The sequence below is a fragment of the Pseudomonadota bacterium genome, assembly GCA_027620075.1.
Lineage (GTDB): Bacteria > Pseudomonadota > Alphaproteobacteria > Rickettsiales > UBA6187 > 1-14-0-20-39-49.
In genome coordinates this window covers 461702-475387 of sequence record JAQCEY010000001.1, presented here as the reverse complement: position 1 = coordinate 475387, position 13686 = coordinate 461702, and the positions used below count along the sequence as shown (strand labels likewise).

12 protein-coding genes are annotated in these 13686 nt (G+C 39.3%); 8 read left to right on the top strand and 4 right to left on the bottom strand.

What is annotated here, in order from left to right; all coding sequences use genetic code 11:
• Positions 1-7 precede the first annotated feature (7 nt).
• Together O2942_02465 and O2942_02460 are read right to left on the bottom strand one after the other, a co-directional pair.
• A complete protein-coding gene (locus O2942_02465) occupies positions 8-724 on the bottom strand; it encodes a phosphatidylglycerophosphatase A (GenBank protein MDA0781112.1) in 717 nt (238 codons plus the stop codon).
• Between the two features lie 14 nt (positions 725-738).
• Entirely contained in the window at positions 739-1905 is a 1167-nt protein-coding gene (locus O2942_02460) for a bifunctional 2-C-methyl-D-erythritol 4-phosphate cytidylyltransferase/2-C-methyl-D-erythritol 2,4-cyclodiphosphate synthase (protein MDA0781111.1), read from the bottom strand.
• Positions 1906-2189: 284 nt separating this feature from the next.
• On the opposite strand from O2942_02460, the gene O2942_02455 reads away from it, so the two are divergent.
• The 7 genes from O2942_02455 to O2942_02425 all read left to right on the top strand — a co-directional run bounded on the left by O2942_02455 (position 2190) and on the right by O2942_02425 (position 10562).
• Positions 2190-3155, top strand: coding sequence for a cupin-like domain-containing protein (locus O2942_02455; GenBank protein MDA0781110.1), 966 nt, complete (start codon positions 2190-2192; stop codon positions 3153-3155).
• Positions 3156-3242: 87 nt separating this feature from the next.
• Positions 3243-4232, top strand: coding sequence for a tRNA dihydrouridine synthase DusB (gene dusB, locus O2942_02450; GenBank protein MDA0781109.1), 990 nt, complete (start codon positions 3243-3245; stop codon positions 4230-4232).
• A gap of 51 nt (positions 4233-4283) precedes the next feature.
• Positions 4284-6131: an ATP-binding protein gene (locus O2942_02445; protein MDA0781108.1), complete on the top strand. Its 1848-nt coding sequence runs from the start codon at positions 4284-4286 to the stop codon at positions 6129-6131.
• Positions 6132-6181: 50 nt separating this feature from the next.
• Entirely contained in the window at positions 6182-7600 is a 1419-nt protein-coding gene (locus tag O2942_02440; protein ID MDA0781107.1) for a sigma-54 dependent transcriptional regulator, read from the top strand.
• Positions 7600-8979, top strand: a complete 1380-nt coding sequence (gene trkA / locus O2942_02435; GenBank protein MDA0781106.1) for a Trk system potassium transporter TrkA — start codon at positions 7600-7602, stop codon at positions 8977-8979. Before O2942_02440 ends, trkA begins: the two co-directional genes overlap by 1 nt.
• A gap of 63 nt (positions 8980-9042) precedes the next feature.
• Positions 9043-9900, top strand: a complete 858-nt coding sequence (locus tag O2942_02430; protein ID MDA0781105.1) for an aminotransferase class IV — start codon at positions 9043-9045, stop codon at positions 9898-9900.
• Between the two features lie 5 nt (positions 9901-9905).
• Positions 9906-10562 (top strand): HAD family hydrolase, encoded by a 657-nt coding sequence (locus O2942_02425; GenBank protein ID MDA0781104.1) that lies wholly within the window; start codon positions 9906-9908, stop codon positions 10560-10562.
• A 1-nt stretch (position 10563) separates the two neighbouring features.
• On the opposite strand, the gene O2942_02420 is transcribed toward O2942_02425, so the two are convergent.
• Positions 10564-10953 (bottom strand): hypothetical protein, encoded by a 390-nt coding sequence (locus O2942_02420; protein ID MDA0781103.1) that lies wholly within the window; start codon positions 10951-10953, stop codon positions 10564-10566.
• 154 nt (positions 10954-11107) lie between these two features.
• Between O2942_02420 and hflX the strand changes: the two genes are divergently transcribed.
• The gene (gene hflX / locus O2942_02415) at positions 11108-12367 is read left to right on the top strand and encodes a GTPase HflX (protein ID MDA0781102.1); all 1260 of its coding nucleotides are present in this window, start codon (positions 11108-11110) and stop codon (positions 12365-12367) included.
• 13 nt (positions 12368-12380) lie between these two features.
• On the opposite strand, the gene O2942_02410 is transcribed toward hflX, so the two are convergent.
• The gene (locus tag O2942_02410; protein MDA0781101.1) at positions 12381-13607 is read right to left on the bottom strand and encodes an EAL domain-containing protein; all 1227 of its coding nucleotides are present in this window, start codon (positions 13605-13607) and stop codon (positions 12381-12383) included.
• Positions 13608-13686 lie beyond the last annotated feature (79 nt).

The following is a 13686-nucleotide window of genomic DNA, read 5'->3' as shown; positions in this document are numbered from 1 at the left end:
TTGACATTTATTGTGGTGCCGGAAAATTTTCAACACCATTATAAGCAAAAAATCCCGATGCCAATAACATGGCAATTAAATACATTACGATTATTGCATAAACGGCTGCAAAAATATCATCGAACATTACGCCGAAGCTGCTTTTTATATTTTTGTCGCACCATTTAATAGGCCAAGGTTTCCATATATCAAAGATACGGAACAAAATAAAACCTACCAGTGATACGACGGATATCATTACCGTATAAGGAATGAAAATCGCACTGTTAATGAAAAAATCTTGCAAGTCCTGTAGGTTGTCAATGGAAAAGCGTATCTTATCATCAACGGAATAAAGTATATGGAAAATAGGTAATGCAGTTGCTACCAGTACAAAGCCGGAGAAAAAAACCAGCATTTGACCGACAACTTCATCTATTACGACCTCTTTAGGGTCCTGTCTGCCGGTGCGTTTCATATAGACGGACGTAGCCCACTGACCGATAATGAATAATAAAGTTATGCATAATAAATACAGATTGGTAAATTCTTCTTGTGTATCTGCAAATATAAAAAGTACATGCGATAAAATAAAAAGCGGGAAAGTGAAAAAGCTGCCCATAGTACCCGGTGCAAAAGGAATCTTTCCCGAACCGAACCACGTAGCGATTATAAATGCAGGGTGATACCGAGATATTCCTTTGGGAGTTTCCGTTTTTTGCGTTTCTTCGGTGTTTTTTGTCATTGCCATGCCTATTATTAATGCATATCTACGCTTACAACAGCCTGTGCCGCAATACCTTCACCACGACCTGTAAAACCTAGTTTTTCAGTTGTTGTTGCCTTAACATTTACATTTGTATAATCAATTCCTGCTATTTGGGCAATGCGTTTTTCCATATCTTTCTTATATTTTGATATTTTAGGTGATTCACATATGACGGTTATGTCAATATTATTTATTACACCGTGTTTTTTTGCAACAAGACTACATGCGTGTTCAAGGAACATATCTGATGACATATCTTTAAATTTTTCATCAGATGCAGGGAAATGCTCACCGATATCCCCCTCGGATATAGCACCCAGTAACGCATCAACTACGGCATGGATAGCAACATCGGCATCTGAATGACCTTCAAGGCTTTTGTCGTGTTCAACTTCGACTCCGCAAAGCATGATTTTATTTACATCGGATTTAGGTTCGCAAAATCTGTGAACGTCAAAGCCCAGCCCTACCGTAGTTTTATGTTTAATGCTCATTATCCTTTCTGCCCGTTCAAAATCTTCTTCCGTTGTAATTTTAAAGTTGAGTTGTGAGCCGTCAACAGTTATTACATCTTCACCTAAATATTCTTTTATAGCAGCATCATCGGTAAAGTTTCTGCCCTTAACTTCATTATGGCAATTTAATATTTCTTTATAGATGAACCCTTGCGGTGTCTGCGCCCTTATCATTTGTGTGCGGTCAATAGTGTCGGTTACTTTGCCGTTCTCATATTTTTTTAGTGTATCCTCAACCGCAACGGCAGGTATAACGGCTACATTCTCTCTTACGGCATCAATTACGGAATTTATTATCCGGTCAGATACCAAAGGACGTGCGGCATCATGTATTAAAACCTTATGCGGCTTATACTCCTTCAAAGCTTCCAGTCCGTGCCACACCGATTCCTGACGGGTTATGCCGCCTGATGTCGGAGGAAGTATCTCAAGGTCGCCGACTGCAAAGTCATAAAGGTCTTTATGGTTAGGATTATATACGACTAAAACGCCGTCAATGTTCGGATTGTTGAGGAACACCTGAACCGTATGGCGTAGCATGGGCATTCCATGCAAATTCATATATTGCTTGGGCGTAGTGCTACCGGTTCTTGTGCCGTGTCCTGCGGCAACTATAAGACAATATGTTTTAAGTTTGTTCATGCAAGACAAGATAATTTAATAGTGGAGTTGTGTAAAGTAAGAAGAGCGTAGAAAGTTGTTTACATATTTTCTGCTGAAAGTATAACTGGTTAAAGATATGTTTATTATGGCATTGTTAACTAAACATAGTTTTTGTAGTTAATATCAAAATTGTTAATATTTGCGTCATGCCGAACTTGTTTCAGCATCTGCTATTGGACAAAAAGATACTGAAATAAATTCAGTATGACAAAAGCTGTGTTTAGTTAGCAATGCCTTTATTATTTTAAATGAAGGTGTTGCAAGTGCAGAAAAAGATATTATTGGAAAGAGTTCGTCTAGAATCGGATATCAGGAAATTTTTAGGGGAGAAAATACTTAATAATTGTCCTCAAGTAGCTGTGGAGACTAACATTAGTCCGGAGCTGTTTTATGAAAAATATGTATTACAAAACAAACCGGTCGTTATAAAAGGACTGCTTGACGGCTGGTCGGCATATTCTAAATGGGATTTTGATTATTTTGCAAATAATTTTGCTGATGCTAATGTAGTGATGGATCTTTATGATATTAAAAAGACTGAAAAATCTTCTTTAAAAGAAGGAATTAGGCAAATTAAAAGTGCTTCAACCGATAAGCCGGTTTATTTGCAGGAATGGTGGTTTCAGTATGATTGTCCGGCTATTTTAGAAGATTTTACTATTCCTCCTCATTTTGAAAATGATGAGAATCTGAGGCTATTCGGATATGTAAACTCTACTTTATGGCTTGGTTCTAAAGGTGCTTGTACCCCGATACATGATGATAGTGTCTATTCAAACATCTGGGTTAGCCAGATAAAGGGCTGTAAGGAGTGGATGTTATTTGATAAGAATGCCTGTTTATTTGCCAAAGATGACGGTGAACCCGATTACGAAGAATTTTTAAGAAACCCCGATAATAACGTTATGCATTATCGTGTACAAAAGGGGGATACGTTGTACGTTCCACATAAATGGTGGCATCGTGCATATACCTTAGAAGATGCTATTAGCCTAAATAGTTTCTATATTTCAGATGAGATAGTACGGCGTTATATAAAAGATGTATTATCTATTCCTATGGCGGTCTCACTTAACAGCGAATTATTGCAGGAACACGATTTAAGGCGTTATAATATTTGTATGACACGTATTAAGATGTTATGTCGCTTTATGAAAATGGATGAAGAAAACATTCTTGGAATTAATACAAGCTCTTCAACTAAGGAAAAAGGTCGGAAAGTCGCATAATAAATCTTGATGTAATACAAATATTGCGTTTACTATTGGGGCTTTTTTTATTATAATGCCGTTTTTTAAAAGCTCGGATATTAATAAATGCCAATAAGAATCGGTGAATTTGAATTAAAAGATAATGTTATACTTGCACCTATGTCGGGAGTGACCGATAAACCGTTCCGTGAGCTTGTAAAAGGGTTCGGAGCCGGGCTTATGGTGTCGGAGATGATAGCTTCCGAGGCCATGATACGCCAGACAAGAGATAGTTTGTTAAAATGTGAAATGTCACCCATAGAGGATATGACCTCGGTACAGCTTGCCGGAAATGACCCTGATAAAATGGCGGAGGCTGCTCGGTTAAATGAGGATATGGGAGCAAAGATAATCGACCTTAATTACGGCTGTCCGGTTAAAAAGGTAGTCAACGGCTATGCCGGCTCGGCACTGATGAAAGATGAGTGTAAGGCGATAGCGATACTGGAAGCGGTTACTAATGCGGTTAAAGTGCCTGTTACCTTGAAAATGCGTATGGGCTGGAACAGGGAGCATTTGAACGCCCCTAAACTTGCTAAAGCCGCTGAAGAACTGGGCATAAAAATGATAGTGATTCACGGGCGTACCAGATGCCAGATGTATAATGGAAGTGCTGACTGGGAGTTTATTTCTAAAGTAAAAGAAGCGGTTAATATTCCTGTTATAGCAAATGGTGACATAAAAACTTATGATGATATTGACAGAGCATTGGAGCTGTCTAAAGCCGATGGGGTGATGATAGGCAGGGGGGCATATGGAAAGCCGTGGATAATTAATCAGGCATCTCATTATTTAAAAACAGGCGAAAAATTACCCGACCCGACCGTTGAACAGCAGTACGCCGTAGTCCTTACTCACCTTGACGGAATGTTATCTCACTATAACGAAATAAACGCTATAAGACTATTTAGGAAGCATGTCGGCTGGTATAGTGCAGGTCTGCACGGCGGTGCAAGGTTCAGGAACGAATATAACAAATTAGAATCCGTTCATGATGTTAAAGCGAAAATCAATGAATTTTATGAGGGTCTTTTTGAGTCGGAATTAGCTGCTTAAAGTTGTTGCAATTATGCATCATCATGCTGTATATATGCTAACATGAATGTATTGGCAAAAGATTTAAAGAATATTAATTTTGCACGCTTCAAGGCGTGGTCAAGAAGGGCTTTCAGGACGAAAAATCTGTCGATAATATTCGCTGTGGCGAGCATTCTTTCGGTGATGGCTACTTACTTTGCCATAAGCAATAACGAAAATCCTTTAGTTCCCGACTCAAAAGATGTTCTGGTTTGGATAGTAGTTGATATTGTGTTTTTACTTTCACTTACTGCTGTTGTTGCACGGCGTATAGTACGGCTGGTGGTTGAAAGGCGTAAAGGTTCCGTCGGGTCTATGCTACAGGCGAGAATGGTATTGATGTTCTCAATGGTAGCAATAGTACCTTCAATAGTTATGGCGGTTTTTTCGCTTATATTCTTTAATTACGGTATTCAGGCATGGTTTGATAAAAAGGTGAGTACGGCTATTGACGGCTCGGTGGAAATTGCCAGATTGTATTTGGAAGAACATAAAAAAATAATAGCTGCCGATATTTTGGGTGTGGCAAGGGACTTAAACCGTGACGCATATAATATGCGGCGTGATCCGGGGTCTTTTAGCCAGAAGTTAGCTATCCTTGCCGGAGTAAGGAAATTGCCTGAGGCGATAGTGTTCCAGAAAAATGAAGGCAGAAGCTTGTTGCTTGCCCGTACCAAGCTTAGTTTTTCATTGGAAATGATATTGGAGGATATGCCTATAGACACTTTCAATCAGGCAAGGGACGGAGAACTTGTTATACTTACCAATGAGCGTGATGACAGGGTTATGGCATTATTGAGATTGGAGAACTATTTTGATTCTTACCTGCTGGTAGGGAGGTTTGTCGATACTCAGATAATGAATCATATAGAGGTAACCGAAGGGGCGGCAAACGAGTATAAAAAGCTGGAGTCCGGCGTTTCTAATATGCAGATAAAATTCTTCATTATTTTCCTGATAGTGGCGTTGTTGTTATTACTTGCGGTGGTGTGGTTCGGTTTTATATTTGCACTAGCCCTTGTTAATCCCGTAAGGGGGCTGATAGCAGCTACCAAGAGAGTGAGTGAGGGAGATCTTAGCGCCCGTGTTTCTGAAGGAAGGGATAATGATGAAGTGGCAACTTTAGGACGTTCATTCAATAAAATGGCAGAACAGCTTGAACGTCAGAGAACCGAGCTTATTTCGGCACAAAGGCGCTCTGCGTGGTCTGATGTGGCAAGGCGTATAGCACATGAAATAAAAAACCCTCTAACACCTATACAACTGGCGACTGACCGCCTAAAAAAGAAATATGCATCTCAGCTTGATAACCCTGAGGAATTTACAAAATATGTAAACACTATTTCACGCAATGTAAGCTCTATAGGAAATATGGTTGAGGAGTTTTCAAGCTTTGCCCGTATTCCCGCACCGATATTCTCACATAACGATATATGCTCTCTTATAAGTGATGTTATTTTCTCAAGGAGCGAAACGAACAGCAATATCAGTATAGATTATGATATGCCGGAGAAACCTGTAATCTTAAATTGCGATACCAACCAGATGGTTCGTGTTATGACTAACCTGATTAAAAATGCCGAAGAGTCAATATCGGAGCGTATGGAAAAAGATAAAGCATTAAGGCACGGTCGGATAAATGTAGTTGTATATGTAAAAGAAAATAAATGCATGATAAATATTGTCGATAACGGAAAAGGCTTTGAACGGAGCGTTATTGACAGAATTACAGAGCCTTACGTTACTACAAAAAGCAAAGGAACTGGGTTGGGGCTTGCCATAGTGAAGAAAATAATTGAAGATCATGGTGGAGAGCTTATATTTTCTAACGTGGAAAACGGTGCTTGTGTTTGTGTCGTTTTTCCTATAGAGCGTTAAGTGAGGTTTAGTATGACAAGCTGTATAAAATTAACTTTTAGGGTTTTTGAATGTCAATAGATGTTTTAGTTGTAGATGATGAAGAGGATATAAGAGATCTTATATCGGACATACTAAAAGATGATGGATTTTCGCCAAGGGTGGCAAGTGATAGCAAGACAGCTATTGAAGCGGTAAAGGAAAGGGTTCCTGCTGCAATAGTTCTTGATATCTGGCTACAGGGAAGTGAGCTTGACGGACTCGGTATTTTAGAGGCGGTAAAAAGCAAATACCCGAATCTTCCTGTAATTATGATTAGCGGACACGGTAATATTGAAACGGCTATTAATTCAATAAAATTAGGTGCATATGATTATATTGAAAAGCCTTTTAAAGAGGATAGGTTATTACGTCTGGTGAAAAGGGCGATAGAAACCGCCAAGCTAAAGGACGAGAATGCACAGCTTAAAATAAGGGGAGGAATTGAAAATCATTTAATCGGAAAATCCCCCGCCGTTACTGCTTTAAAAAATGCGATTGATAGGGTTGCTCCGGCTGAAAGCCGTATAATGATAAAAGGTCCTGCCGGATGCGGTAAAGAAGTTGTAGCAAGAATAATCCACCAAAAATCCAAAAGGAAGAATGGTCCTTTCGTCATATTAAATGCCGCCAGTATCTCGCCAGAAAGGGTTGAAGAGGAGTTATTCGGAAAAGAAGATGCCGCAGGGATAGGTCTAGGAGAAAATAGAAAAATAGGGACTTTTGAAAAAGCACACGGCGGTACGTTATTCCTTGATGAGATAGCCGATATGCCTCTTGCAGTTCAGGGAAAAATATTAAGGATATTGCAGGAAAACAGCTTTGAAAGAGTAGGTGGTAACCGCTTGGTTAAAGTTGATGTCAGGGTAATATCATCTACCAATAAAAATCTGCAAAAAGAAATAGAAAATGGAAGGTTCAGGGAAGACCTTTTTTACAGGCTGAACGTAGTGCCGCTGAACGTTCCTTCATTAGTGGAAAGAAGTGGTGATTTAAAACCGCTTTCTGAATATTTTGTAAAAAGATGTGCCGATACGTTGGGCGTTGTGCCTAGAAAAATAAGTGAGAACGCAATGGCAGCAATGGAAGTTTATGATTGGCCGGGTAATGTAAGGCAGTTAAGGAACGTTATTGAGTGGCTGTTAATTATGGCTCCTGAAGACCCTAATGAACCTATCACATCTTCAATGCTGCCGCCGGAGATATTGCAGAACACGCCTATGTCGGATTCTTCCGGCTTAAGTAAGGATATTATAGGGCTGCCGCTAAGAGCAGCAAGAGAGGTGTTTGAAAAGCAATATCTTTCTTCCCAATTAAAAAGGTTTGGCGGTAATGTATCACGTACAGCTAATTTTGTAGGTATGGAAAGGTCGGCTTTCCATAGAAAGATAAAATCGTTGAATGTTCACAGTAATATTGAAGAACAAGAATTGGAAATAAGTGAGGCCTAATGAGAATTATTGTTTGTGGTGCCGGTCAGGTAGGCTCATCAATTGCAAGACAGCTATCTATTGAAGGAAACGACGTTACCGTTATAGATCAGTCAGCTGAGCATATTCAGATGATAAATGATACTTTAGACGTAAAGGCAAAGATTGGCTTTGCGTCCCACCCTACGGTACTAGAGGAGGTAGGAGCGGAAAATACCGATATGATAATTGCGGTGACCCTTTCAGATGAAATAAACATGGTAGCATGTCAGGTAGCACACTCGTTATTTAATATTCCCACAAAAATCGCAAGGATAAGGAACCAGAATTATCTGCGTCCGGAGTGGATGAGGTTATACAGGCATGACCACCTGCCGATTGATTTTATCATTTCGCCTGAAATAGAGGTTGCCAATGCAATTGTTAACAGACTGCATGTACCGGGTGCCGTAGATACCATTCCTTTTGTGGATGGTTTGGTAAAAGTTGTGGGTATAAGATGCACGGTTGATTGTCCGATGATAAATATGCCTGTGGAAAGGATACAAAAGCGTGTGTCGGAATTTGATGTTTCTATATTGGGTATATTACGGGGAGAGAGCTTTCTTGTTACGGGTGAGGGGCTTGAGTTGCTCGATGAGGACGAGCTTTATTTTTCCTGCGATACCAAGAACGTACAAAAAGTAATGGCAATGTTCGGTCACGAGGAGAGGGAAGCACGCAGGGTTACTATCATAGGTGGCGGTAATGTGGGGTTATTTCTTGCCGAGCAGTTGGAAAAAGAAGATTCTGATGTTAAAGTAAAACTTATTGAAGTTGATAAAGACCGTGCAGAACAGGTTGCCGACAGGCTTAACCGTACCACGGTAATAAACGGAAGTGCCTTATCTCAGGAAATATTGGAAGAGGCTAATGTGGCATTAGCTGAAACCGTTATAGCCGTTTCAAATGATGATGAGGTCAATATATTGTCGTCACTTTTATCAAAAAGGTTCGGTGCTCATCGTGTAGTTACGTTGGTAAATAATGCGTCTTCATATTCGCCGCTTACATCTTCTTTGGGAATAGACGTTGCTATCAACCCTCGCGAGATAACTGTTTCCAGTATTTTACAGCATATAAGGAAAGGGCGTATAGTTGCCGTGCATTCCATATGTAAAGGCAAAGCGGAGGTTATTGAGGCGGAGGCTGTAGAGGCATCGTCGGTAGTCGGAAAAAGAATAAAAGACCTTGCACTTCCCAATGGGATAGTTATAGGTACTATGGTAAGGAATGGTGAGACTATTGTTCCCGATGAAGATACTATTATAAAGGTAGGTGATAGGATAGTTATTTTAAGCCTTGCCAATATGGTAAGTAAAGTTGAGAAAATATTCTCGGTTAAGTTTGAGTTCTTTTAAAATAAATAGGTGTGCCGGTAATGATGAAACAAGTTCAGGGTTACGTTGTGTATAAGGAAAAAAATGTCTAAAATAAGTTATGTTAACGGTCAATATTTAGACCACAATATCGCAAAAGTGCATATCGAAGATAGAGGGTATGTTTTTTCTGATGGGGTATACGAGGTAGCACTCATAAAAAACGGGATTATTATTGACTGGGAGTTGCACTGTATAAGGCTGCAAAAATCTTTGCAGGGCTTAAGAATAGATTTTGCGGTAAATAAAGATGAGCTTGAAGCTATTGTAATGCAATTGCTGGAAAGTAACGCAATGGTTGATGCGGTATTATATTTACAGATAACAAGAGGCGTTGCTCCAAGGCTGCATCAATTTCCGCAACCTGCGGTCAAACCTTCTATAACTATGACGCTATCGCCATATAAACCTTTGGCTAAAGAGGTAATAGCAAGCGGTGCTAAGGCTATAACCAGACCTGACTTGCGTTGGAAGCTGCGTAATTTAAAAACAATATCGTTATTGCCTAATATACTGGCAAAGCAAGAAGCGTTGGAACATGGTGCTGAAGAAGCCATATTATTTGAAAAAGACGGTAAGGTAACAGAGGGAAGTTCTACGAACGTATTTATTATAGATAGTCTGGGGTGCTTATTTACCCACCCTGCCAATGAAAATATATTAGGCGGTATAACACGCAAAGGAGTGTTGACGGTTGCCGGTAACAACGGAATAATCTTTGTAGAAGAATCTTTTAACGTTCAAACCTTAAAGGAAGCTTCGGAAGTTTTTATAACCTCTACTACAAAGCATATTTTGCCTATAACCGAAATTGACGGTGAAAAGGTGGGCGATGGAAAGGTAGGAAAAACTACGCAAAGACTTATAGAACTATATGCTGAATATATAAACAAACAGTTGTGATTAATATGAATTTACCTAAGCCTAAAGCTATATTATTTGATTGGGATAACACATTGGCGGACACATGGCCGACAATACATAACGCATTGGAGAGAACCTTTGTTGAAATGGGGCATCAGCCTTGGAGCTTTGAAGAAACAAAGATGCGTGTACACCGCTCAATGCGTGATGCGTTCCCCGATATATTCGGTGACAGGTGGCAAGAAGCAGGCGAGAAATATTTAATGCATTTTAAAAATTCCCACCTTGAAAATCTTACACCTTTAGAAGGGGCTGAAGAAGTTTTAAAACATTTGGTAGGTACTGATATCTATGTTTCTTTGGTCAGTAATAAAACAGGTGAGAACCTCCGCAAAGAAGTGAACCATATAGGCTGGCAAAGATATTTTGTAAAAGTAGTAGGGGCTAGGGACGCTGAAGAGGATAAGCCCTCTCCCAAACCTGTGCTGATGGCACTAGAGGGAAGCGGCATAAAACTAAGTAGAGATGTATGGTTCGTAGGTGATAGTATTACCGATATGGAATGTGCATATAATTGCGGGTGTATCCCCGTTTTTTACGGAGATCAGGATTTAAGCTCGGAGAGGTTCGCTAACCATCAGCCGGAGATGCACTTTAAAGACCATAATGAAATGATAGAACTATTGAAGAAGTTCAGATAAATTAAACTCCGGATCTTCCTGTTTGCTCCACTTTGTTGTCTTTTCTTTGTTGTTCTCGTTCTCTGAACTCCATTTGTTGCTGATGAATTTTGAGTAATGCTTCCGAATCAGGTTTTATTTCATCCGGTAAAGAAATTTTAGATGTTTCGCTAATTAGTGACTCATCGTCAAGCATTCCGGGTATGTATAGAGGGGCGGATTTAACTCGTCTTTTTCTTTCTTCGGTAGTTCCATTTTGTGAGGTATTTGCCATAGTTGAGATATTATCAGCGTTAGCATCATTTACAATAGTCGAGATATCGGCATAATCTGCATTTGTGTATTGAGCCTCCACTGATAAATCGTCTATGTTTTGTTGCTTATTAAAAATTTTTCCAAATAAATCTTTCATGCCGATATATCCGCTTTTTAATTTAATTAAAATATTAACTACTATTTAATGTTAGTGTTTTTATTGCTCTGTGTAAAGTTTTGTATAAAAAATTAACTTTAACCGAATATTTCTTTTCTAGCTTAATTAGCGAAAATGAAGTACAAACACGTTTATGAATAAATGCACATTAATAATACAGCCAAGTATTAAATCGCAGGAACATAAAGACCTAAGGAGCATTGAAGCCAAGCTTGAAGAAGCTAAAGGGCTGGCACTTGCTATTGATCTGGATATTGTGTTGGCAGAAGTTGTTACTTTGCAAAAAAAAGTGCCTGCTACATATATAGGAAGCGGAAAAGTTGAGGAATATGCAGAGTTTGTAGAAACAAATGAAATTGATTTGCTTATATTCAATGAACAGCTTACGCCTATTCAGCAAAGGAATTTGGAAGTTGCTCTGAAGTGTAAAGTAATAGATAGAACGGCCTTAATTTTAGAGATTTTCGGTGAGCGTGCCAATACTAAAGAAGGCAGGTTGCAGGTTGAACTGGCTGCACAGGAGTATCAGAAATCAAGGTTGGTAAGGTCATGGACTCACCTTGAGCGTCAACGGGGCGGGGGTGGCTTTATGGGCGGCCCCGGAGAAAAGCAGATAGAGTCTGACAGGCGTGCTATCAGGGACAGGATAGCAATGATAAAAAAGAGAATTAAAAAAGTTGCGCAAACCCGTGATATACAAAGGCAATCACGCAAAAAAGTGCCTTACGATATTGTAGCTCTGGTAGGATATACCAATGCCGGTAAGTCAACTTTATTTAACAATATAACCGGTGCTAACGTGTTGGCGGAGGATAAGCTTTTTGCTACATTAGACCCGACTATGCGAATATTGAAGCTACCGTCGGGGCGTAAAATAATTATTTCCGATACGGTTGGGTTTATTTCTGATTTGCCTACTCAGTTGGTAGCCGCATTCAGGGCTACTTTGGAAGAGGTGATTGAAGCCGATGTTATTTTGCATGTCAGGGACATATCAAACCCTGATAATACCGAGCAAAAGAATGATGTTCTCAAGGTACTTAAAAGCCTTGGTTTAGAAGCAAAAATACAAGAGAACATGATAGAGATATCCAACAAGATAGACCTGCTGGATAATGAAAATAAAAAATATATATCGGACAAAAAAGATAGCGTGCCTGTTTCCGCCGTTACAGGCGAGGGGATTGATAATCTGTTTGCAAAAATAGATGAAAAATTATCAGCGAAGTTTTTGGAGGAGGAAGTTACTATTTCCTGCCAAAACGGTAAGGCTATATCATGGGTTTATGCTAATTCCAAAGTGCTTTCCGAAGAGAATGATGAAGAAGTGATGAAAATGAAAATACTTATATCTGAAAAAGATTTGGGTAAGCTAAGGAAGATGATTTCGTAAAATTTATAACTTATTAATTAATAACCTTTGCAGTGGGGTTGGTCAGTGCGTCAATATAGCGTCCCTGAAATAAAGATATTCCCACTTCCTTCCCGAAATCAATAGCTTCCTTTGAGCTGCAATGACACAGTATAATACGGTTCTTTCCGCATTTATTGATAGCTTCAATAAGGCTCTGATCCTTAGATGTCTTTGTACCCATTTCAGGATTCCAGCTAAGTTTTGCAAGGTCAAAACCTAGATTTTTTCTGTCAATCTGCATGAAACTTGCACTATCTAATCCGTCAAGGCATATACGGTAGCCCAAATTCTGCAATTCTTTTTGTGCTACTAAAAATTTTTGTATATCCTCAAAAATATCCGCAATATGTATCTCGATAATGATAGAGGACTTATGTTTTTGAGCTATCTGCGAGTCAAATTCGGCAAACTCTTCTGAAAACAGGGTTTTTACATTAAGGTTGATGCTTATAGGGTTCTTGTTAGAGATTTCCTGCTGTTTTAGTGCATTGAGAACTTTTTTATCCAATATTTTTGTAAGATATTTAAAAAGAGTCTTGCTGCTCATCAGGTCAACATTCAAAGACAAAAGCTTTTGCAGATTTTTGATGTTTGTATAGACTTCCTTAAATATTACTTTAGGTTCTTTCCCCCTTAAAACGGCACAAACCGGTTGGCTTCTAAGGCACGAGCCTATTTCTATGTTCTTTAGCTCGTCGATTATCTGTACCAGATACGAAGGAGAGAATATATGAAGCTTTGAACGCCCGCCTTTAGGGGTTTGTATGACATTTTTTGTCTGTTGCTGTTGTTTTTTTTCAACTTCCTCAATATCTTTTCCCAACTTCCTTTTGCAGCTTACGAAAAAATCCCGCCACTGGAACTCAAGGTCATATACGGAGCAAAAATCCTCGTTCTCATAACCGTCATCAGTATAAGCCAACGCATCGTCCATAAAAAGGTAACGCAACTGGAAAATAGCTTTTTCAAGCAAACCACGGTTAGTTCCGTTATACAGAACGACAATATCGAAATCTTTTAATAGGAATAGGACTGAATCCAAGCCTTTGAACAGGTCGCTCAAGACATTTATGGCTATTTTTATCTGGTAGTCGCTGCGGAATTCTTCCTGAAGTCGGGAAAAATGATAATGTAATGCGTAATAGCCATCGGAGGAGGCTCTCAGACTGCTGGTTATTTCAAATAACTTTGCTTCGGCACCGGTTGCAACTGTTCTCATGTCGCCTTGCTAATTTACTGTAAAAAGAATTTAACAATGCCTAAATGGCTAAAAAACGTATTGGGGTGACTATAGCAAA

Excerpts from the sequence above, each read along its gene's own strand:
- O2942_02460 (MDA0781111.1), bottom strand. The coding sequence starts at position 1,905 with ATGAACAAACTTAAAACATATTGTCTTATAGTTGCCGCAGGACACGGC.
- dusB (MDA0781109.1), top strand. The coding sequence starts at position 3,243 with ATGCCAATAAGAATCGGTGAATTTGAATTAAAAGATAATGTTATACTT.
- O2942_02425 (MDA0781104.1), top strand. The coding sequence starts at position 9,906 with ATGAATTTACCTAAGCCTAAAGCTATATTATTTGATTGGGATAACACA.
- O2942_02465 (MDA0781112.1), bottom strand. The coding sequence starts at position 724 with ATGACAAAAAACACCGAAGAAACGCAAAAAACGGAAACTCCCAAAGGA.
- O2942_02410 (MDA0781101.1), bottom strand. The coding sequence starts at position 13,607 with ATGAGAACAGTTGCAACCGGTGCCGAAGCAAAGTTATTTGAAATAACC.
- O2942_02440 (MDA0781107.1), top strand. The coding sequence starts at position 6,182 with ATGTCAATAGATGTTTTAGTTGTAGATGATGAAGAGGATATAAGAGAT.
- O2942_02420 (MDA0781103.1), bottom strand. The coding sequence starts at position 10,953 with ATGAAAGATTTATTTGGAAAAATTTTTAATAAGCAACAAAACATAGAC.
- O2942_02430 (MDA0781105.1), top strand. The coding sequence starts at position 9,043 with ATGTCTAAAATAAGTTATGTTAACGGTCAATATTTAGACCACAATATC.
- hflX (MDA0781102.1), top strand. The coding sequence starts at position 11,108 with ATGAATAAATGCACATTAATAATACAGCCAAGTATTAAATCGCAGGAA.
- trkA (MDA0781106.1), top strand. The coding sequence starts at position 7,600 with ATGAGAATTATTGTTTGTGGTGCCGGTCAGGTAGGCTCATCAATTGCA.